The following is a 20,188-nucleotide window of genomic DNA, read 5'->3' on the forward strand; positions in this document are numbered from 1 at the left end:
CTTTTCGAGGCGCGGCGCCCACCGGTGCGCCGCGCCGCGCTCCCCCCTACCCAGAAGCTGCATGCATTTACGCAGAGGACCCCCAAATGTCCCATCCGCTCGCCGCGTCCGCCCCCGCCGAGACCCCACCCCACACCGGAGGCCTGCTCCTCCTCGTCGACGGCACGGCCGGACTCCTGCTCACCGCCGCGCTCGGCATCGTGCTGCTGCTGTTCCTCATCATCAAGACGAGACTCCAGCCGTTCGTCGCCCTGCTCGCGGTCTCCATAGCCGTCGGCCTCGCCGCCGGTCTTTCGGTCACCGAACTCTTCGGCACGGTCCAGAAGTCGGACGCCGTATCCACCATCGAGTCCGGCATGGGCGGCATCCTCGGCCATGTCGCGATCATCATCGGCCTGGGCACCATGCTCGGCGCGATCCTCGAAGTCAGCGGCGGCGCCGAGGTGCTGGCGAAGCGTCTGCTCGGCCTGTTCGGCGAGCAGCGCGCCCCGCTCGCCATGGGCCTCACCGGCCTGATCTTCGGCATCCCGGTCTTCTTCGACGTCGGCATCTTCGTCCTGGCCCCGATCGTCTACGCCGCCGCCAAGCGCTCCGGCAAATCGATCCTGCTCTACTGCCTTCCGCTGCTCGCGGGCCTGTCGGTCACCCACGCGTTCCTGCCACCGCACCCCGGCCCGGTCGCCGCGGCCGGTCTGCTGAACGTAGACCTCGGCTGGGTCATCCTGATGGGCATCGTCTGCGGCCTGCCGGCCGTGGTGGCCGCGTGGGGCTACTCGGCGTGGGTCGGCCGCCGCATCTTCGTCCCGGTGCCGCAGGACATGGTCGAGGCGGCCCAGGAGGCCAAGCAGGCCGTCGTCGACGAGCAGCGGGCCGCCGGGGTCGCGCCCAGCGAGCAGCCGGTCTCCCTCGGCACGGTCCTCGGCATCATCGGCACCCCGCTGGTCCTGATCCTCGCCGCGACCTTCTCCTCGATCGCCCTGGACCCCTCCACCCCGCGCTCGGTGATCGAGTTCTTCGGCAACCCGTTCGTGGCGCTCACGCTGGCCCTGTTCCTCGCGTACTACCTGCTCGGCATCCGCCGCGGCTGGTCCCGCAAGTCCCTGGAGACGGTGTCGACCGCGTCCCTCAAGCCGGTCGGCAACATCCTGCTGGTGGTCGGCGCGGGCGGCATCTTCGGCGCCGTCCTCAAGGCCAGCGGCGTCGCCCAGGCACTCTCGGACACGTTCAACGACGTGGGCCTGCCCGTGCTCGTCCTGTCCTACCTGATCTCCGTGGTGCTGCGCGTGGCCCAGGGCTCGGCGACGGTCGCCATCGTCACGACGGCCGGCATCGTCGCCCCCCTCCTGTCCGAGGGCGACCACTCCCAGGCCTTCGTCGCCCTGGTCATCATGGCCATCTCGGCCGGCTCCATCTTCGCCTCGCACGTCAACGACGGCGGCTTCTGGATGGTCGCCAAGTACTTCGGCATCAGCGAGCGGGACACCCTCAAGACCTGGACCGTGCTGGAGAGTGTGCTGTCGGTCGCGGGGTTCGCGGTGGCGGCGGTATTGAGCCTGTTCGTGTAGGCGTCTGATAACGAAGTCGGGGTCGACTGTGTGCCGCACAGGTTTGTCGACCATACTGCTCCGCTGTGGAGCAGCGCATAGGTTCGAGCAGCCAGCCCCTGGAAGGCGCCGGATTCGACCCGGCCTTCATCCCCGGGCTCACGCCACCCGCGTCCGGAGGGACGAAGGACGGCGAGCCGGAGAAGGAGTCCGAGGTCGCCGAGGCCGAGGAGGCCGATGAGGCCGCCCCCGAGTCGGCGGAGACGGCCGAGGCGTCGCCCTCCGAGCCGGAGGAGGACGCCGAGGTCGACGGCCCGGTCTTCGAGGCGTCCGACCGCCGTGCGCGGATGGTCGCCGACCACAGAGGCGTACGACTGTCCCTGGACGACCAGGAGTGCGAGTTCCGCTGGGACGAGATCGGCGCGGTCGAGACGGAGACGGCACGCTTCGGCAAGCGCTACACCGTCACCGTCCACACCCCTGACCGGCGCTGGTACCCGATCGAGATCGAGGCGCCGGCCAGGAGTCGGTTCGCCGAGTGGGACACCCAGTTGGACGCGGTACTGGACGCCTACTTCGAGGAAGACGCCGACTAGGGCCTGTCGTTCGGATCATGTCGGCGTCGCGGGGCCCTAGCGGCAGTACTGGCTCTCCTTGCCGATCGACCGGTACATGCAGTCCGCGTTCTCCAGCAGTTGCAGCACCGCATCGCGGTTACGGGAGGTCTCCCGCTCGATCACCTCGTCGGGCGGGTAGAACCCACCCCCACCGGAGCGGGGGTACATCTCGAAGGTGTAGCCGAAGATCTTGTGCGCACCCCAGAGGTAGTCGTCGATCGACCCGTCCGTGATGTACAGGTCGCTGGACTGCTCCGCCGTGTACCCGTTGCTCGCGGCCATCTTCTGGCCGACGGTCTTGAACGCCGCGTGGTCGTCCGCGGTCATCCCGGTCGTCGTGTCGGAGTACGTGTAGCCGAACGGCCACAGCACCAGCTCGCTGTACGTGTGGAAGTCGACACCCGCCTTGATCTGCTGCGTGCCGCCGACGACCCGGCTGCGCACGAAGTCGGCGACGACCTTCACCTCGGGCGCCGACTCCGCCGCCGTGCCCCGGTAGGTGTCGGAGGACGCCGAGCCGGAGGAGCCGCCGCAGCAGCCCCAGCGGTAGTTCCAGTTGCGGTTCAGGTCCGTGCCGACGTACGACGAACCGGAGTTGGGCTGGCGGTTCTTGCGCCAGGAGCGGTAGGAGCCGGTGGCGATGTCGTACTCGCCGCCGTCCGGGTTGATGTCCGGGACGATCCAGATCTCGCGGTTGTTCACCATGCTCGTGACGCGTGAGTCGGAACCGTAGTCGGAGGTCAGCTCGCGCAGCAGGTAGAGCGCCATCTCGACGGTCAGGTGCTCGCGGGCGTGCTGGTGGTGCGTGAACAGCACCTCCGGCTCGGACTCGTCGGCGCTCACGTTGTCGCTGATCTTGACGGCGACGATGTTCCGGCCCTGGTACGACTTGCCGATCACGCGCTGGCTCGCGATGGACGGGTTGGCCGAGACGATCGAGTTGATCTCGCTCGTCATCTCCGCGTAGTTGTGGTACTTCGAGTCGGCCGACGGGAAGTCGAGGAGCCGGACGTCGTCCTCGCCGGCGGAGCGGTCGGGAACCGCGCCGAGCGGGGTGACCTCGTAGCCCTGCGCGCGCAGCTTCCTGACCTGGTCCGCGCGGCCGGAGACCACGACACCGTGGCCGTGGACCTCGTCGACCGTCACGCCCGCGCGCTGAAGTGCCGTGCGGTCCTTGGCCGTCGAGTGCAGATGAACCTCGTACTGCCGGACGTCGTCGGCCGAGGCGGCCGCTTTGCGGGCGCTGTCGGCGGTGGCGTCGCTCGTCGTCGCGGACAGGGGCGCCGCGAGGGCGAGGGCGAGGAGGCCGGCGAGGGCGGCGGTGCGTCTGCCGGTGCGGGCACCGGAGCCTCGTATGCGAAGCCGCATGAAATCTCCTTGTGGGAGGTGGGGTTGTTCCGTGCGACGTACGTGGTGCGGGTGGCGCATATCGTTCTGCCAATGGCATGAGCAGGTCAAGACTGAAAGTGGCCGCGTAGTGTACGCGCGCGGCGTCACGGTCGAGGTGTCCCGTCGGAAGTACACCCACAGGTGTGGCCCCGGCGTGCATATATGTACGCAACGGGAGAGAGTGAGGGTCCGCGCACGGGGAGCCGGAGTGTCCGGATCCCCGGACCCCCACCCCTCAGAGGACTGGCTGATCATGGGCGGATCAGCGCCACGACGGGACCACCACCTGCCGGCCGAGACGACCAGCTTCGTCGACCGGCGTGGCGAACTGACCCAGGGCCGCGAACTGCTGGCCCGCGCACGGCTGGTGACGCTGACCGGACCGGGCGGCGTCGGCAAGACCCGGCTCGCCGCACGCATCGCGGCCCGGGTGCAGCGGGCCTTCCCGGACGGCGTGCGCTTCGTGCACCTGTCCGGACTGCACGACCCGGCACTCGTCCCGCTCGCCGCCGCCGACGCACTGGGCCTGCACGACCGCTCCGCCCAGCCGCCCCTGGACGCCCTCGTCGACCAGGTACGGGACCGGCGGCTGCTCCTCGTCGTCGACAACTGCGAGCATCTGGCGGGTGCGTGCGCCCGGCTCGCCGCGGCCCTGCTGCACGGCACCGAGGGCGTCCGGATCCTCGCCACCAGCCGGCACCGGCTCGGCCTCACCGAGGAGCACCTGCTGGAGGTACGGCCGCTGCCGGTGCCCGACCCGGACGGGGACCTGTCCGCCGCCGAGGGCTGTCCGGCCCTCACGCTCTTCGCCGACCGGGCCGCCGCCGTCGTCCCCGGCTTCCGCCTCACCCCCGCCAACCGCGCCTCCGTCGCCCGGCTGTGCCGCCGCCTGGACGGTCTGCCCCTCGCCATCGAACTCGCCGCCGTCCGTATGCGCGTCCTCGACGCCGACCAGCTCCTGGACCGCCTCGACGACCGCTACCGCTTCCTCACCACCGGCAGTCCCGCCGCCCAGCCCCGCCACCAGACCCTGCGGGCGGCGGTCGCCTGGAGCCACGACCTGTGCACCCTCCCCGAGCAGACGGTGTGGGCCCGGCTGTCGGTCCTGGCGGGCAGCTTCGACCTGGAGACGGCGGAGGCGGTGTGCGCGGACGGCACCCCGGAGGACGACGCCCGCCGGCCGGGAGGCGAACGGCAGCTCGTCGCACTCCCGCACGCCGCCCTGCCCGCCCTGCCCGCCCAGCCCACGGACCTCTCCGGCACCCGCGCCAGGCCCGGGGCAGCGCTCACCGGGACCATCACCCTGCTCCCGCCCCCGGGCCTGCGCACGGACGACGTCCTGGAGGCCGTCGCCGGGCTCGTGGACAAGTCCGTGCTCTGCCGGGAACCCGGGCCCGGCGGCGTGCGGTACCGGCTGCTCGACACCCTGCGGCAGTACGGACTGGAGCAGTTGCGGCGGGGCGCCGGGCAGGAGGAGGCCGCCCGGCGGCGGCAGCGCGACTGGATGGCGCAGCGGGCCGAGGAGTGGGAGCGCGGCTGGTTCGGGCCCGGGCAGCCGGAGACCGTCGCCCGGCTGCGCGCCGACCGGGACAACCTCCGCGCCGCCCTCGACTTCAGCCTCTCCGACCCCGGCGAGGCCCTCGCCGGACTGCGCCTCGCCGGCACGCTCTGGTTCCACTGGCACGCCTGCGGCGCCTCCCGAGAGGGCCTGTACTGGCTCGACCGGGCCCTGACCGCCGCCCCCGAACCCACCCGGGAACGGGCCCGCGGCCTGTGGGTCGCCGGGCTGCTGGCCGCCGCCACCCGGGACTTCCCCCGAGGCCGCCGCCACGCCACCGACGCCCTCGCCCTCGCCCGCGCCCTCGGCGACACCGCCGAGGCCGCGCACGCCGAGTACGTCCTCGGCGTCATCCGGCTGTTCGGCGACGACCTGCCCGGAGCGCTGCGGCACTTCGAGACCACCGTCGCCCGCGGCCCCGTGCCCGGCCAGCACCTCAGCCTCTTCGGCCTCGACCAGGTCGAACTCGCCTGCGCCCTGGGCTTCCTGGGCGAGGCCGAGCGGGCCGTCGAGGTCTGCGAGCGGGCCCTGCGGCTGTGCGAGCGGCACGGCGAGCAGTGGGTGCGGTCGTACGTGCTGCGCATCCTCGCCCTCGCGCACACCGTGCGCGGCGACTGGCCCCGGGCCGAACGGGACGCCCGCGAAGCCCTGCGGCTCAAACTCGCCGTCCACGACGTCATCGGCATCGCCCTCACCCTCGACCTGCTCGCGTCGATCGCGGCCGAACGCGGCGCCCACGAGCACGCCGCCGTGCTGCTGGGCGGCGCCGACCGCGTCTGGGCCGACATCGACACCGGCCGCTGGGGCTCCCACACCCTCAACTCCGTACGCCGGGACAGCGAGGAGCGTGCGGGCCGGGTCCTCGGACGCGACGCGTTCGAGCGGGCCCACCAGCGGGGCGGGGCGCTCTCGCTCGCGGAGCTGGTCGGCCACGCGCTCCAGCAGCCGGGCCGTCAGCACCCCGGAGAAGCCACCGCCGAGCCGTCGCACGACGACAGCACGGTCCGTCTGACCCGCCGCGAGACCGAGGTCGCCCAGCTCGTCGCCGAAGGGCTCGCCAACCAGCAGATCGCCGACCGCCTGGTGATCGCCCGCCGCACCGCCGAGGGCCATGTGGAACGCATCCTCAGCAAGCTCGGCTTCAGCAACCGCAGCCAGATCGCGGCCTGGATGACGGCACAGCGCTGACCCGCCGCACCACGACCACCCACCCACCCGAGGGGATCACGTGACCACCGCAGAACTCAGCCCGTTCGACCACCGCATGGCCGTCTTCGACTCCGACGACGGCTTCCTGGCCGCCGCCCTGCCCTTCCTCGGCGAGGGCCTCGGCACCTCCGGCGAACCGCCGCCGGTGGCCATCGCCGCCCCGCACAACCTGGACCTCCTGCGCGACGCCCTCGGCCCCGACGCGAAGGACGTCGCCTGCATCCCGCACACCGACTGGTACACCGGCTCCGCCGCCAACGCCATCGCCCAGGCCGCCGCGTACCTCACCGCGCACGCCGGCCCGGGCGGCCGGATCCACCTCGTCATGGAGCCCGTCTGGAGCGGCCGCGCCGGCCGCTCGGCCCGCGAGACCACCGAGTGGATCCGCTACGAGGCCCTCGCCAACCTCCTCTTCGCGCCCGTGTCCACGACCGCCCTGTGCGCGTACGACACCCGCACCGCCGGGCCCGCCGTCGTCGCCGCGGCCCGCCGCACCCACCCCGAGACGGAGGTGTACGAGGACCCGCTGCGGCTCGTGGCCGAACTCGACGCCGTACCGCTGCCGTTGCCCCCGGCCGGTGCGCTGCCCCTCGCGGAGCCGCACGCCGCGGCCGTGCAGAGCTGGGCGGTGGCGCGGGGACTGCCCGCCGCCGACGCCGAACTGTTCGCCGCTGCCGTGGCGGAGTCCGCAGCGGCCCTCGCGCCCCTGGGCGGTGCCGCCCTGCTGTGGGGCGAGGCGCCCGCCTGCGTCTGCGAACTGCGTTCGGTCCGCCGTCTCGACGACCCGCTCGCCGGTTACGTCCCACCGGCCTCCGCCGGCCCGGAACCGGGCCCGGGGCTGTGGTACGCGCGTCAGGTCTGTGCGTACGTGGACATCCGCGACGACGCCCGGGGAGCGACGGTCCGTCTCCAGTACGCATAGCGCCCTACCTGCACAAGCAGGTAGGGGATCGGGTAGTCCTCCCCCTGCGCCGGACCACCCCTGCGGATCACCCTGGACCCATGCTGCAACTCTCCGGGCGGCACCTCCCCGACCCCGACGCCCGCTACGGCCCGTTCCCGCAACCACCCCTGGGAGCAGGCCATCTGAGTGCCGAGTACGCACCCCGGCCCTCCGCCGTTCGCGAGGCACGCGCGGAGGTCCGCAGGCAGTTGGAGGGATGGGGGCTCGGCGAGCGCGGTGAGGTCGCGGACGTGGCCGAACTGCTCGTCGGCGAACTGGCCACCAACGCCCTGATGCACGCCGGGAGCCGCTTCCGGCTCACGCTCTTCGCCGCGCACGGCGTACTGCGCTGCGAGGTCGCCGACGGCGAACGCCGGGTGCCGCGGGTGCTGGACGCGGGCACCGGGGAGAACGGCCGTGGAATGTTCCTGGTGGACGCGCTCGCCCAGCGCTGGGGCTGCCACCGGGACGGGTCGGGCAAGACCGTGTGGTTCGAGCTCGGCACGTGCGGATCGGACGGCTGCGGTCGGCGACAGCCGTGACGCTCCGCCGGACGGGCCTCGGCGGTGTACCCTGCCGCCCTGGCCCGGCTCCGGCCTGCGGGTTCGTCGTGGCCGTTCGCGCAGTTCCCCGCGCCCCCGGAGTGATTCGCTCAGGCCCTCTTGTCGGCCGGGGCTCCTTGCGGTTTCTTGATCTGCATGGCGGACACCACGGGAAACACCACGGATCACGAGGCCACACATCCCCCACAGCCACGGAAGGCGAGTTGGAAGTACATCGGCCCGGGCATCGTCGTCGCGGCGACCGGTGTCGGCGCCGGTGACCTGGTCGCCACGCTGATCGCGGGCAGCAACTTCGGCTACACCCTCCTGTGGGCCGCGATCATCGGCTGCCTGGTCAAGATCTCCCTGGCCGAGGCGGCGGGCCGCTGGCACCTGTCCACGGGCCGCACCCTGTTCGACGGCTGGGCCAGCCTCGGCCGCTGGACCACGTGGTTCTTCGCGTTCTACGTCGTGGTCTGGGGCTTCGTCTACGGCGCGGCGGCGATGTCGTCGAGCGCGCTGCCGCTGCAGGCGCTGTTCCCGGACGTGATGGACCTCAAGTGGTGGGGCATCGCCTGCGGTCTGGTCGGTCTGGTCTTCGTCTGGTTCAACAAGTACGCGGTGTTCGAGAAGGTCATGACGGTCCTGGTGGGCGTCATGTTCGTGGTGACGGTGTACCTGGCGATCCGGGTCACGCCGAACATCCCCGACGCCATCGCCGGACTCCTGCCGGTGCTGCCGGACGAGAAGGACTCGATCCTCAACACCCTGGGCCTGATCGGCGGCGTCGGCGGCACCATCACGCTCGCCGCGTACGGCTACTGGGTCAACGCCAAGGGCTGGACCGACACCGGCTGGATGAAGGTCATGCGGCTGGACAACCGCGTCGCCTACGCCACCACCGGCATCTTCGTCATCGCCATGCTGTTCGTCGGCGCGGAGCTGCTGCACTCGGCGAACGTCGCGATCGCGAGCGGCGACAAGGGCCTCGTCCAGCTGGGCGACATCCTGGAGGACGAGTACGGCCCGGCGACGGCGAAGTTCTTCCTGATCGGCTTCTTCGCCACGTCCTTCACCTCGCTGATCGGCGTCTGGCACGGCGTGAGCCTGATGTTCGCCGACTTCGTGTCCCGGCTGTCGGGCACGGGCCGGGCCAAGGGCGAGGAGGTCGCCTCGGGGACCCGCGAGCGCTCCTGGCCCTTCCGCGCCTACCTGCTCTGGCTGACCTTCCCGCCGATGATCCTGCTCTTCGAGGGCCAGCCCTTCCGCCTGATCATCATCTACGGCGTCCTCGGCGCGGCCTTCCTGCCGTTCCTGGCCGGCACCCTGATCTGGCTCCTCAACTCCTCCCGCACGCCCCGCGAGTGGCGCAACGGCCCCCTCAGCAACGCGATGCTCGCCATCGCCGGTCTGCTGTTCCTGATCCTGTGCGTGAAGCAGATCTGGGACCAGCCGTGGGGGGAGTTCTTCTAGGAGGGGGGAAGCGCAGCACCGACGGCAATGCGCTTCCCGCAGCCGGCCTGGGTGCTTGGCCGTTACCGTCCGACGGGGTGAGTCCGGCCGCCCCTACGGCAGCCCGTGCACATGCGGCCCCACCGCGTCGGACCACGCGTTGCCCGCCGTCGCGTCCCAGTTGGTCGACCAGGTCATCGCACCGCGCAGGTCGGGGTACGTCCGGGGCGGCTTGAAGGTGCCGCAGCCGGTGGCCTTGGCGAGGCAGTCCAGGGCGTTGTTCACCACGGCCGGTGAGACGTAGCCGCTGCCCGCCCCGCGCGTCGAGGCCGGCAGGCCCAGGCCCACCTGGGACGGAGCGAGGCCGTTCTCCAGCTGGATGCAGGCCAGGGCCGTCAGGAAGTCGACCGAGCCCTGGCTGTAGACCTTGCCGTCGCAGCCGAGCATGGAACCGCTGTTGTAGTACTGCATGTTGACGACCGTGAGGATGTCCTTCACGTTCAGCGCGGTCCGGAAGTACCCGTTGGACGTGGACTGCATGTCGATCGTCTGCGGAGCCATCGTCAGGACGAGCGAGGGGCCCGCCTTCGCCGACAGGGCGCGCAGCGCCTGCGTCATGTACGTCGCGTTCAGACCGTTCTCCAGGTCGATGTCGACGCCGTCGAAGCCGTAGGTCCGCATCACGGAGTACACGCTGTTCGCGAAGTTCGTGGCCGATGCGGCGTCGTTGACCGACACCGTGCCGCGCTCGCCGCCGACCGAGATGATGACCTTCTTGCCCGCGGCCTGCTTCGCCCTCACGTCCGCCTTGAACTGGTCGACCGTGTAGCCGTTCAGACCGGCCGAGTCCAGCGTGAACGACACCGCCCCGGGCGTGCCCGTCGCGTCCGCGAAGGCCACCGCGATGATGTCGTACGCGGCGGGGACGTCCGCGATGCGCTGAACCGTCGCGCCGTTGTCGAAGTTCTGCCAGTAGCCGGTCACCGCGTGCTTGGGCAGCGCCGGGCCCGGCCCGCTCGGCTTGTTCGTGGTGCCCGTCACCGCCGCCGACTTCGGCGACTCACCGGCCCCGTTCGTCGCGGTGACCTGGAAGGAGTACGACGTCGAGGCCGCGAGCCCGGTCACCGTCGCCGAGGTGCCGGAGACCGCCGTCACCTTCGTGCCGTCGCGGTAGACGGTGTACCCCGTCGCTCCCGACACCGTGTTCCAGGCGAGGGAGACCGAGTCGGACGTCGTGCCGGAGACGTTCAGGCCGCTCGGCGCGGACGGGATCGTCGGGCCCGGGTCCGTGCCCCCGCCGCCGTCGGGGCCGAAGACCGACACGTCGTCCGCGTAGTACGCCGCCTGCCCGTACCAGCCGTGCGTGTACACCGTCACCGAGGTCGTCGAGGAGCCCGTCCTGAAGGTGGTCGACAGCTGCTTCCAGGACGAGGAGTCGGGCGTCCAGGTGGACACGTCCGTCGTGCCCGTGCCCGTCACGCCCAGGTAGGCGTACCCGCCCCGGACCCAGGCGCCCAGCGTGTACGTCGAGTCGGGCTTCACCCGTACCGTCTGGGCGCACCGGGCGTTGTCCTGTCCCGACGGGGTCGCCCGCAGCGCGGCCGTGCCGGTGCGCACCGGGGAGGAGACCGTCGTACCGCTGCCCGCCGAGCAGGTCCAGTCGCTCAGGCCCGACTCGAAGCCGGCGTTCCTGGCGTTGTTGACGTCGGCGGCGTTCGCCTGGCCGACGGTCGTGACAGTGAGGGCCAGGGCAGCCGTGACGGCACCCGACCACAGCCGCAGGGATCGTCTGTGTCTGGACATGACAAGAAAATGGTCCAGACCAACCATGCTGTCAAGAGGTCCAGACCAACCTGTCGAGCAGCAGTCCCGCCGCGCATCCCGCCAGCGGTACGCCCGTCGACATCCAGAAGGTGAGCACGAGCAGCACGATGCCGGAGCGCCGTGGACCAACTGCCCTGTCACCGCTGGGCCCGCTGGGCCCCTCGCCGGGACCGCCCGAACCCGCTGCGGTGACCGACAAGATGCTCAACCTGCCCCGTTTTGACGCAACTTGTGCAACGACAGTTGCTGCTCAGGTACACAAACGCTGTTCTCCGGTCACAGAGCCGTGGATACAGTGCTGAGGTAGTCACGCAGTGAAGTCGACACGGTGCGCCGGAGTGACATCCGGCGTTCCGACGGGCATGGGGAAAACGGGGAGCTGCGCGTGCCAACTGCCATTGCCGTGACCAGCGCCGACATGGCGCTGCCGCCACAGGACGAACGCACCCTGCCCGCCGTCGTGCTGCGGGACGTCGATCGACGCCCCCTGGAGCAGGCGCTGGCCGAGATGCAGGCCCTGGTCGAGCACCACGGCCATGTGATCGTGGTCTGCTCACAGGCCGCGCCCACCGCGGTGCAGCGACGGCTGCACACCCTGCGCTCCCTCATGGAGAGCGACCGGATCGCCCTGTTCCGGCCGGACCTCCCGCCCCTCGGACTGGCCGTCCTGACCCGCCAGTTACGGCAGCTCGCCTCCTGCGACATCAGCCCCGGCGTGCTCGCCTCGGCCGGCCGGCTGCTCGTCCACTACATCCACGCCGGCGCGCTGCTGGGCTCCGTCGCCCGCCTCGACCGCGTCCCCGTCGGCCTCAAGTCGCACGCCAAGTCCTGGATGCCCGGCAGCCAGTTCGGCGTCCTCGCCCATCCCGAGCCGCACCTGGTCCGGATCACCCCCGAGGCCCAGCTCCCCGGCCCCGAGTTCGGCACCTGGATGCTGGTCGCCAAGGGGCAGCTCCAGTCCGACTGGGTCACGGGCACCCTCGCCCCCTCCTGGAAGGTGCAGGGGCTGCGCGAGACCCCGCTCCCGGCCGAGTCGCCCGGCTGGTGGGGCACCGGCAGGCTCATCGAGTTCTGCAGCTACCTGCCCGACCTGTCCGTCCTCTACCAGCTGGTCACCTCCGTCCGGCGCAGCCAGTGCCACTGGTGCGGCATCGACGTCATCGGCGACCGCTGCGTGTTCTGTTCGGCCATGCCGCCGGTCCACGACAGCCCGCCCCGCAAGCAGCTCGAGAACCGAACGGCCGTCGGGTGAGGCCTGACACCGCTCGTCAGCACTGTTCCGATCCCGCTCGACCGATATCCCCAACGAGGTTGTACGGTTCATGAACTCCCGTCAGCGCCGCGGCGTGATTCTCCTGCTCCTGTCGGTCGTCTGCGCCCTCGGCGCCTTCGCCGGCGTGCTCTCCGTCATCAGCGACGTGAAGTCGAAGGTCGGCCCCGAGGTCACCGCCTACCGGCTGAAATCCGACGTGCCGCCCTACACCACCCTCAGTACGGGCCAGTTCGAGAAGATCAAGATGCCCGAACGGTGGCTGTCCGACAACGCGGTCACCGATCTGCGGGAGATCCAGGGCAAGATCGCCGTGACCACGCTGGAAGCGGGGTCCCTGCTCCAGACCGACATGATCGTCCGCCAGCCGGCCCTCCAGCCCGGCCAGCAGGAGGTCGCCATCATGATCGACGCGGCCACCGGCGTGGCCGGCAAGATCACGCCCGGCGCCTCGGTCAACGTCTACGCCACCTTCGAGGGCGCGCGCGAGGGCGACCCCGACCAGTCGAAGATCATCATCACCAACGCCAAGGTTCTCGACGTCGGCGAACTGACCGCGCTGAAGCCCGACGAGGGCAACCGCACCCAGCAGCCCACCGACGCCGTCCCCATCACGTTCGCGCTGTCCGCCCTCGACGCCCAGCGCATCACCTACGCCGAGTCGTTCGCCAAGCGGGTCCGGCTCGCCCTCGTCGCGCCCGGCAGCGACACCACCGTCCCCGAGCGGGAGCGGACGTACGAACTCGCGAAGGACAAGTGAGAGGCTGCCATGCCCACGAGGATCCTCCCGGCAGTCGGTGACGCGGACGCGGTCCGGTCCGTCACGACACTGCTCAGCCAGCTCCCGGACGCCGAGCCCGTCGCCCCCGTGGTCGACTCCACCCAGCTCATCGACACCCTGGCCCGGCTGGCCGCCGAGTCGGTCGACGAGTTGCCGGAGGTCGTGATCGTCCACGAGCGGATCGGCCCGGTCCCCGCGCTGGAACTGATCCGCGAAGTGGCCCTGCGCTTCCCGGCGGTCGGCGTCATCCTCGTCACCTCCGACGCGAGCCCCGGCCTCTTCCAGGCCGCCATGGACTACGGTGCCCGCGGCCTGGTCGCCCTGCCCCTCAGCTACGAGGAACTCGCCAGCCGCGTCCAGGCGGTCGCCCAGTGGTCCGTCGGCGTACGGCGGCACCTGGGCGCCGGCGGCGACGTCTTCACCGGCGTCGGCGGCACCGTCATCACGGTCAGCGGCGCGAAGGGCGGCGCCGGAGCCACCCTGACGGCGATCCAGCTGGCCCTGGCCGCCCAGGCCTCCGGCCGCAGCACCGCCCTGGTCGACATGGACCTCCAGACCGGCGACATCGCCTCCTACCTGGACGTCCAGTTCCGCCGCTCCGTCGTCGACCTGGCCGCCATCACGGACATCTCCCCGCGCGTCCTCGCCGACGCGGTCTTCCGGCACGACACCGGCCTCGCCCTGCTGCTCGCCCCCGCCGAAGGGGAACGCGGCGAGGACGTCACCGACCGCGCCGCCCGGCAGATCGTCAGCGCCCTGCGCTCCCGCTACGAGGTCGTCGTCATCGACTGCGGCGCCCAGCTCGGCGGCGCGGGGGCGGCGGCCGTGGAGATGGCCGACCGGGCCCTGCTGGTCACCACCCCCGACGTGGTCGCCGTACGGGGCGCCAAACGGGCCGTGCGGATGTGGGACCGGTTGCAGATCCGCAAGGCCGAAGAGACGACCGTCGTCGTCAACCGGCACAGCCGCGCCACGGAGATCCAGCCGCCCCTCATCCAGAAGATCACCGGCACGGCCGTCGCGGCCACCGTGGTTCCCGCCAACTTCAAGGAACTGCAGAGCGTCGTGGACGCGGGCCGCATCCACGAACTGGAGAACAAGAGCTCGGTGAAGCAGGCCCTGTGGGGCCTGGCGGGCGAACTGGGCCTGGTCAAGGCACCCGACGGTGCCCAGAAGGGGGGCCGGGGGTCGGTGAGCTTTCGGCGGCGGAGGGAGGGATGAACATGCCCTTGGGAGAGCGGGACCGGGGCCAGGTCACCATCGAGTTCCTCGGCATGACACCGACCATCATCGTGACGCTGATCGCGCTGTGGCAGGTCGTCCTCGTCGGCTACACCTTCACGCTCGCGGGCAACGCCGCGGACGAGGCGGTACGGCAGGCGACGGCGGCGGAGCCGGGGGCGCGGCAGGCCGCGTGCGAGGCGGCCGGGCTCAAGCACCTGTCGGACGCGTGGCGCTCCGGCGCCAGTGTGACCTGCGGCGGCTCGGGCTCCGGCTACATCACGGCCGACGTGCGCATGGAGGTCCCGATCCTCTTCCCGGGCACGTTGTCCGTCCCGTTCCCGGTCCGGGGACATGCCGGCGCGGTCGAGGAGGCGGACTGAGATGCCCCGTATCCGCAAGGGCCGTGACCGTGGCCAGGTCGCCATCGAGTACATCGGCTTCCTGCCGATCCTGCTGATCGTCGCCCTGGGGGCCGTGCAGCTCGGCCTGATCGCCTACACGGCCCAGCAGGCCGGCACGGCGGCCAGGGCCGGGGCGCGCAGTGCGTCGCTGGAGGGGCCGCACGAGGCGGACTGCCGGGCAGCGGTGAGCAGTTGGCTCGCTGACCAGACGAGCTGCCCGGCCTCCTTCGGCGCGGACGAGGTGACCGTGACGGCCACCGTGCAGATCCCGTCCCTCGTGCCGGGATGGACGTTCGACCCAGCGGTCAAGACCGCCACGATGCCGCGCGACCACTGAACGGAGCACCGCACTCATGAGCCTGCGAGCACGCATCAACACCCCCGAGGAGAACGGCAACCGGGGCGAGGACGGCCACATGGTCGCCTCCTACCGGGCCAAGCTCCTGGAGGAGATCGACCTCGCGGAGATGAGTTCGCTGGCCGCCGCCGAGCGCAGGGCCCGGCTGGAGCGGGTGCTCGGGCACATCATCAGCCGCGAGGGCCCGGTCCTGTCGACGGTGGAGCGCTCGCAGCTGATCCGCAGGGTGGTCGACGAGGCGCTGGGCCTGGGCATCCTGGAGCCGCTCCTGGAGGACGCGTCCATCACCGAGATCATGGTCAACGGCCCCGACGCGATCTTCGTGGAGCGCGGCGGCCGCGTCGAGCAACTGCCGTTGCGCTTCGCCTCCAACGACCAGCTGATGCAGACCATCGAGCGGATCGTCTCCACGGTCAACCGCCGCGTGGACGAGTCCAACCCGATGGTCGACGCCCGCCTCCCCTCCGGTGAGCGCGTCAACGTCATCATCCCGCCGCTGTCCCTGACGGGCGCCACCCTCACCATCCGCCGCTTCCCGCGCTCCTTCACGCTCCAGGAGCTGATCGGCCTCGGCTCGCTCGACGAGCACATGCTCTACCTGCTGGCGGGCCTGGTGCAGGCGAAGTTCAACATCATCGTCTCGGGTGCGACGGGCACCGGAAAGACGACCCTGCTGAACGCCCTGTCGGGACTCATCCCCGAGGGCGAACGCATCATCACCATCGAGGACTCCGCCGAACTCCAGCTCCAGCAGCCGCACGTGATCCGCCTGGAGTCACGCCCGCCGAACGTCGAGGGCAAGGGCCAGGTGACCATCCGCGACCTCGTGCGCAACTCCCTGCGCATGCGCCCCGACCGGATCGTCGTCGGTGAGGTCCGCGGCGGCGAGTCCCTCGACATGCTCCAGGCGATGTCCACGGGCCACGACGGCTCACTGGCCACAGTCCACGCCAACAGCGCCGAGGACGCGCTGATGCGGCTGCAGACCCTGGCGTCCATGTCGGACGTGGAGATCCCCTTCGTGGCGCTGCACGACCAGATCAACAGCGCGGTCGACGTCATCGTGCAGCTGACCCGGTTCGCGGACGGCGCCCGCCGCATCACCGAGGTCGCGCTGATGGACAGCCACGGCAGCGACCCGTACCGGCTCGTCACCGTCGCCCGCTTCAACGCGCAGCCCATGACCTCCGACGGCCGTATCCACGGCGCCTTCGAGTACTTCCCGCTACCGCGCCGCACCGCCGACCGCCTCTACATGGCGAGCCAGCCCCTCCCGCAGGCGTTCGGCATCGCCCGGTCCGCGGACCAGCTAGCCACCCGAGAAGCCAGGTAGGACCGACCGATGGAACTGCAATCGCTCATCACGCTCACCACCGGCATCACTCTGCTGACCTGCGTCCTCGTGGTCGTCGGCCTGCACTCCTACGCCATGGGCAAGGCGCAGCGCCAGGCCCTGGTCGACCGCCTGTCCGCCACCGGCCAGATCCCGGTCGGCGGCCGGCGCCGCAACTTCCGGGGCATCGACCGCCGTCTGCGGCGCACCAGGCTCGGCAAGAAGCTGGAACTGCGTCTGGCGGCGACCGGCCTGGACATCACCCCGGGTGAGTTCTTCGTCTACATGCTCGCCACGGTCGCGGGCCTGTGGCTGATCGGCCAGGCGGCCCTGGCCCCGTTCTTCGGCCCGCTGGCGGGCCTGCTCGGCATCGGGGTGGCGGTCCAGTTCCTCAACTGGCAGCGCCAGAAACGCATCGAGAAGTTCATCAACCAGCTCCCCGAGATGGCCCGGATCCTCGCCAACGCCACCCAGGCCGGCCTCGCGCTGCGCACGGCGATCGGCATGGCGGCGGAGGAGATGGAGGCCCCGGCGGGTGAGGAACTGGGCAAGGTCTCCAACCAGTTGGCGGTCGGCGCCTCGATGGACGACGCGCTGGGCGAACTGGCGGACCGCCTCCCCTCCCGCGAACTGGTCGTCCTCGTCACCACGCTGGTCCTGTCGAACCGGGCCGGCGGCCAGGTGGTGAGCGCCCTGCGCAACCTGACGGAGACGCTGGAGGAACGCAAGGAGACCCGGCGCGAGGTCCGCACCCAGCTCTCCCAGGTCAACATGACGTCGTACGCGGTCCCGGTCCTCGGCGTGGGTTCGCTCTTCCTCATGAACGGGGTGAAGGACGGCGCCCTGGACCGCATGACCGGCTCCTCCTTCGGCCAGGCGGCGGTCATCATCGCGTTCTCGCTCTACGCCGTCGGCTTCGTCCTCATCCGCCGCCTGTCCCGCATCGACGTCTGAGAGCCCGGAGGCAACCATGGGACTGCTTCTCGCCCTGCTGATGGGCCTCAGCGTCTGGGGCGTCTTCGCCGGCATCCGCATGTACCGCGCGGAGGCCAAACTGCCCGGCGACCTCGCCCTGGCCCTGGAGGTCGGCTCCACCCGCACCGGCGCGGTCGACTCGCTGATCGACCGCATGGGCATGCGCTACGCGCCCGCCGTCCTGCGCCTGATGGGCCCCAAGCAGGTGGCGAAGTACCGCCGCAAGATCGACCTCGCGGGCAACCCCGGCGGTCTGACGATCGACAGGTACGCGGCACGGCGGGCGGTCTACGGCTTCCTGGGGGCCGTGGGCTTCCTGGTCTTCCTCATGCGGGGCCAACTGCTGGTCGCCCTGATCCTGCTGGCCTTCGGCGCGTTCTGGACGGAGGTCGGCATCTGGTCGGCGATCCGCATCCGCAAGGACGTCATCGAACGGACCCTGCCGGACTTCCTGGACGTCCTCGCGGTCGTGGTGAGCGCGGGCCTCGGCTTCCGCCAGGCGCTGGACCGGGTCGCGTCCCGCTACGAGGGCCCCTGGGCCGACGAACTGCGCATCACTCTGCGCCAGATGGACCTCGGCATGAGCCGCCGCCAGGCCTTCGCGGAACTACGCCGCCGCAACGACTCCGAGCAGGTGGCGATGTTCGTGACGGCGTTGCAGCAGGGCGAGGAACTGGGCGCGCCGATCGTCGACACGCTGGTGTCCCTCGCCAAGGACATGCGCCGTACGGACGCGCAGAACGCCCGCCGCAAGGCCGCCCGGGCCGTCCCCAAGGCCACGATGATGATCACGACCTTCATGGTCCCGGCCACGATGCTCCTGCTCGGCGCGGGCCTGATCCTCGGCTCGGGCACGGACTTCGGCTCGGTGACGGGGAAGTAGGGGAGGGGCGACGCATGTCGATGACAGGGGAGCGGACGGGGCTGCTGGGGCGTCGCCGCCGCCGGGCCGAACGGACGCCGGAGATCACGACGCCCCCGGCGGGGACGGTCCTGCCGGCGCATGTCCGCACGGGCGCGCCGGACGTACCGGTGACGTCGGTGACGCCTGCCTTGCCGCCGGGGTGGGAAGCGGCCGGGGGACGTGTCGGCGGGGAGCCGACCCTGCGGGTCAAGGGGGCTGGGCGCCGGGAGGCGGGGGCGCCCCTGGGGGCTGCGGCGGATGCCCTGGGACGGGGGCCGCTGCCGACGGCACGTGGTGGTCCGGAGGGGCCGGCGAACGGCCGGACCGCCGCCGACGGGGCTGCGCCCGAACAGGGGATGCCGGTGGGGGCGCCTGAACAGGGGAGACCCGTGGGGGCGCCCGGACAAGGGATGCCCGTGGGGGCGCCCGGACAAGGGAAGCCCGTGGGGGTGCCCGAACAGGGGAAGCCCGTAGGAGCTTCCGCACCAGGGTTGCCCGTAGGAGCTCCCGCACCGGGGCTGCCCGCACCCGACGACGACGGCCGTACGAGCGGCGCGAGCGGGAGCCCCGTCCCGGCCGAAGGCCGGGCGAACGGCACGCCCTCCAGCCCCGCGATCGACATCCAGGTCAACGCCCTGCAGGCCATGTGCCGCCAGGTCTTCGGATTCCGGCTGGCCATGATCGCCCTGGCCACGCCCACCGCCCTCGTCAACGCGAACGACGGCCTCCCCACCCGCCTCGTCGGCGCGGCCGTGGTCGTCACGTTCATGACCTCCTACGTCCTCTTCAGGGACTGGGAACGCTTCGGCCCCCTCCTCCTCCGCCACCCCACCCTCCTCGCCGCGGACACCGTCTTCGGAGCCCTGCTCCTCATCGCCGCCGGCCCCGACAGCACCCTCGCCTACGTCAGCGTCTGCACCCCCCTCCTGGCAGGCCTGGTCTACGGCTGGCGCGGCGCGGCGGTCTTCGCCTCCCTCCAGGCCCTCCTCCTGCTCCTCATCCACGCGGCGCAGGAGAACCCGGCCCCCGGCATCACCGAGTCCGCCCTGCTGCCCGGCCTCTGCGTCATCGCCGGAGCCGTGGGCTCCAGCCTGCGCAACCTCATGCTCCGCTTCGGCGCGGCCACCCAGGCCCTCACGACCGTCCAGGCCCGTCTCGCCGTGACGGAGGCGGTCAGTGCCGAACGTGCCCGCCTGGCACGCGAGATGCACGACTCCGTCGCCAAGACCCTGCACGGCGTGGCCCTGGCGGCCGACGGCCTGACCGGCTCGGCCGGCGCCGAGCGGATGGATCCGGCCCTGGTGAGACAGCAGGCCGCACTGGTCGCCCGTTCGGCCCGCCGGGCCGCCGCCGAGTCCCGCGAACTCCTGGCCGACCTGCGCCGCGAATCGGACCCCGACCAGGCCACGGACGTCCTTGTCGAACTGGCGGCCCGCACGCGCGACTTCAGCACCCGCACCGGCCTCCCGGCGGTCTACCGCCCCACCGGCGCCCACGCGGTCCCGCCCGTCCCACCGGCGGTCGCCCGCCAGCTCCTCACCATCGCCTCGGAAGCCATGGAGAACGCCCACCGCCACGCCCGTCCCACCCGCGTCGACGTCAGCGCCGGCGTCCACGGCGACCTGCTCCGCATCAGCGTCTACGACGACGGACGTGGCCTCCCACCCGGTACCAACCTCGAACAACTGCGCCGCGCGGGCCACTTCGGCCTGGTAGGCATGGTCGAACGCGCCGCCTCGGTCGGCGCCCGCATCCGCATAGGCCGCGGCGGCCACCCCCAGGGCACGGAGGTCCGCCTGGAACTCCCCCTGGCCGCCCTGACCACCCCCACCGCATGACCCCACGACCCGAGAGGAGGCCCCTG

The 20,188-nt window shown here is 71.5% G+C and carries 17 protein-coding genes; 15 read left to right on the forward strand and 2 right to left on the reverse strand.

The genetic code is table 11. From position 1 onward, the window contains the following. The first annotated feature begins 86 nt into the window (after positions 1 to 86). A complete protein-coding gene (locus tag AB0G20_RS14595; protein ID WP_361301170.1) occupies positions 87 to 1,565 on the forward strand; it encodes a gluconate:H+ symporter in 1,479 nt (492 codons plus the stop codon). Positions 1,566 to 1,630: 65 nt separating this feature from the next. Then, complete coding sequence (locus AB0G20_RS14600) at positions 1,631 to 2,140, forward strand: hypothetical protein (protein WP_361301173.1); 510 nt, start codon at positions 1,631 to 1,633, stop codon at positions 2,138 to 2,140. A 36-nt stretch (positions 2,141 to 2,176) separates the two neighbouring features. Here the strand turns inward: AB0G20_RS14600 and AB0G20_RS14605 are convergent, their stop codons facing one another. Next, positions 2,177 to 3,529: a M14 family metallopeptidase gene (locus AB0G20_RS14605; RefSeq protein WP_361301176.1), complete on the reverse strand. Its 1,353-nt coding sequence runs from the start codon at positions 3,527 to 3,529 to the stop codon at positions 2,177 to 2,179. A 274-nt stretch (positions 3,530 to 3,803) separates the two neighbouring features. Between AB0G20_RS14605 and AB0G20_RS14610 the strand changes: the two genes are divergently transcribed. From AB0G20_RS14610 to AB0G20_RS14625, 4 genes are all read left to right on the forward strand, one after another. Then, complete coding sequence (locus AB0G20_RS14610; RefSeq protein ID WP_361302405.1) at positions 3,804 to 6,296, forward strand: LuxR C-terminal-related transcriptional regulator; 2,493 nt, start codon at positions 3,804 to 3,806, stop codon at positions 6,294 to 6,296. A gap of 40 nt (positions 6,297 to 6,336) precedes the next feature. Next, a complete protein-coding gene (locus AB0G20_RS14615; RefSeq protein ID WP_361301179.1) occupies positions 6,337 to 7,239 on the forward strand; it encodes an MEDS domain-containing protein in 903 nt (300 codons plus the stop codon). A gap of 80 nt (positions 7,240 to 7,319) precedes the next feature. Next, positions 7,320 to 7,802 carry an ATP-binding protein gene (locus AB0G20_RS14620; RefSeq protein WP_361301182.1) on the forward strand — a complete coding sequence of 161 codons (483 nt, stop codon included), beginning with the start codon at positions 7,320 to 7,322 and terminating at the stop codon, positions 7,800 to 7,802. A gap of 156 nt (positions 7,803 to 7,958) precedes the next feature. Further along, entirely contained in the window at positions 7,959 to 9,275 is a 1,317-nt protein-coding gene (locus AB0G20_RS14625) for an Nramp family divalent metal transporter (RefSeq protein WP_361301185.1), read from the forward strand. Positions 9,276 to 9,368: 93 nt separating this feature from the next. Here AB0G20_RS14625 and AB0G20_RS14630 read toward each other — a convergent pair whose 3' ends face one another. After that, a complete protein-coding gene (locus AB0G20_RS14630; RefSeq protein WP_361301188.1) occupies positions 9,369 to 11,057 on the reverse strand; it encodes a glycoside hydrolase family 18 protein in 1,689 nt (562 codons plus the stop codon). Positions 11,058 to 11,496: 439 nt separating this feature from the next. Between AB0G20_RS14630 and AB0G20_RS14635 the strand changes: the two genes are divergently transcribed. The 9 genes from AB0G20_RS14635 (at position 11,497) to AB0G20_RS14675 (ending at position 20,162) form a co-directional block, all read left to right on the forward strand. Next, positions 11,497 to 12,330, forward strand: a complete 834-nt coding sequence (locus tag AB0G20_RS14635; protein ID WP_361302408.1) for a hypothetical protein — start codon at positions 11,497 to 11,499, stop codon at positions 12,328 to 12,330. A 70-nt stretch (positions 12,331 to 12,400) separates the two neighbouring features. Then, entirely contained in the window at positions 12,401 to 13,108 is a 708-nt protein-coding gene (cpaB, locus tag AB0G20_RS14640; RefSeq protein WP_361301191.1) for a Flp pilus assembly protein CpaB, read from the forward strand. Between the two features lie 9 nt (positions 13,109 to 13,117). Next, positions 13,118 to 14,350: an AAA family ATPase gene (locus AB0G20_RS14645; protein WP_361301194.1), complete on the forward strand. Its 1,233-nt coding sequence runs from the start codon at positions 13,118 to 13,120 to the stop codon at positions 14,348 to 14,350. Then, the gene (locus tag AB0G20_RS14650; RefSeq protein ID WP_361301197.1) at positions 14,347 to 14,733 is read left to right on the forward strand and encodes a pilus assembly protein; all 387 of its coding nucleotides are present in this window, start codon (positions 14,347 to 14,349) and stop codon (positions 14,731 to 14,733) included. Before AB0G20_RS14645 ends, AB0G20_RS14650 begins: the two co-directional genes overlap by 4 nt. A 1-nt stretch (position 14,734) precedes the next feature. Then, positions 14,735 to 15,091, forward strand: coding sequence for a TadE/TadG family type IV pilus assembly protein (locus AB0G20_RS14655; RefSeq protein ID WP_361301200.1), 357 nt, complete (start codon positions 14,735 to 14,737; stop codon positions 15,089 to 15,091). A gap of 16 nt (positions 15,092 to 15,107) precedes the next feature. Next, positions 15,108 to 16,445 (forward strand): CpaF family protein, encoded by a 1,338-nt coding sequence (locus tag AB0G20_RS14660; RefSeq protein WP_361301203.1) that lies wholly within the window; start codon positions 15,108 to 15,110, stop codon positions 16,443 to 16,445. A gap of 9 nt (positions 16,446 to 16,454) precedes the next feature. Then, positions 16,455 to 17,399 carry a type II secretion system F family protein gene (locus AB0G20_RS14665; RefSeq protein WP_361301206.1) on the forward strand — a complete coding sequence of 315 codons (945 nt, stop codon included), beginning with the start codon at positions 16,455 to 16,457 and terminating at the stop codon, positions 17,397 to 17,399. A gap of 16 nt (positions 17,400 to 17,415) precedes the next feature. Continuing rightward, entirely contained in the window at positions 17,416 to 18,303 is an 888-nt protein-coding gene (locus AB0G20_RS14670; RefSeq protein ID WP_361301209.1) for a DUF5936 domain-containing protein, read from the forward strand. A 377-nt stretch (positions 18,304 to 18,680) separates the two neighbouring features. Beyond that, positions 18,681 to 20,162, forward strand: coding sequence for a histidine kinase (locus AB0G20_RS14675; protein ID WP_361302411.1), 1,482 nt, complete (start codon positions 18,681 to 18,683; stop codon positions 20,160 to 20,162). Positions 20,163 to 20,188 lie beyond the last annotated feature (26 nt).

Origin of the sequence: Streptomyces sp. NPDC024017, assembly GCF_040638895.1 — a bacterium.
Lineage (GTDB): Bacteria > Actinomycetota > Actinomycetes > Streptomycetales > Streptomycetaceae > Streptomyces.

Coding starts and splice junctions, on each gene's coding strand:
- AB0G20_RS14595 (WP_361301170.1), top strand. CDS start 87: ATGTCCCATCCGCTCGCCGCGTCCGCCCCCGCCGAGACCCCACCCCAC.
- AB0G20_RS14605 (WP_361301176.1), bottom strand. CDS start 3,529: ATGCGGCTTCGCATACGAGGCTCCGGTGCCCGCACCGGCAGACGCACC.
- AB0G20_RS14610 (WP_361302405.1), top strand. CDS start 3,804: ATGGGCGGATCAGCGCCACGACGGGACCACCACCTGCCGGCCGAGACG.
- AB0G20_RS14620 (WP_361301182.1), top strand. CDS start 7,320: ATGCTGCAACTCTCCGGGCGGCACCTCCCCGACCCCGACGCCCGCTAC.
- AB0G20_RS14625 (WP_361301185.1), top strand. CDS start 7,959: ATGGCGGACACCACGGGAAACACCACGGATCACGAGGCCACACATCCC.
- AB0G20_RS14630 (WP_361301188.1), bottom strand. CDS start 11,057: ATGTCCAGACACAGACGATCCCTGCGGCTGTGGTCGGGTGCCGTCACG.
- AB0G20_RS14635 (WP_361302408.1), top strand. CDS start 11,497: ATGGCGCTGCCGCCACAGGACGAACGCACCCTGCCCGCCGTCGTGCTG.
- cpaB (WP_361301191.1), top strand. CDS start 12,401: ATGAACTCCCGTCAGCGCCGCGGCGTGATTCTCCTGCTCCTGTCGGTC.
- AB0G20_RS14645 (WP_361301194.1), top strand. CDS start 13,118: ATGCCCACGAGGATCCTCCCGGCAGTCGGTGACGCGGACGCGGTCCGG.
- AB0G20_RS14650 (WP_361301197.1), top strand. CDS start 14,347: ATGAACATGCCCTTGGGAGAGCGGGACCGGGGCCAGGTCACCATCGAG.
- AB0G20_RS14655 (WP_361301200.1), top strand. CDS start 14,735: ATGCCCCGTATCCGCAAGGGCCGTGACCGTGGCCAGGTCGCCATCGAG.
- AB0G20_RS14660 (WP_361301203.1), top strand. CDS start 15,108: ATGAGCCTGCGAGCACGCATCAACACCCCCGAGGAGAACGGCAACCGG.
- AB0G20_RS14665 (WP_361301206.1), top strand. CDS start 16,455: ATGGAACTGCAATCGCTCATCACGCTCACCACCGGCATCACTCTGCTG.
- AB0G20_RS14670 (WP_361301209.1), top strand. CDS start 17,416: ATGGGACTGCTTCTCGCCCTGCTGATGGGCCTCAGCGTCTGGGGCGTC.
- AB0G20_RS14675 (WP_361302411.1), top strand. CDS start 18,681: ATGCCGGTGGGGGCGCCTGAACAGGGGAGACCCGTGGGGGCGCCCGGA.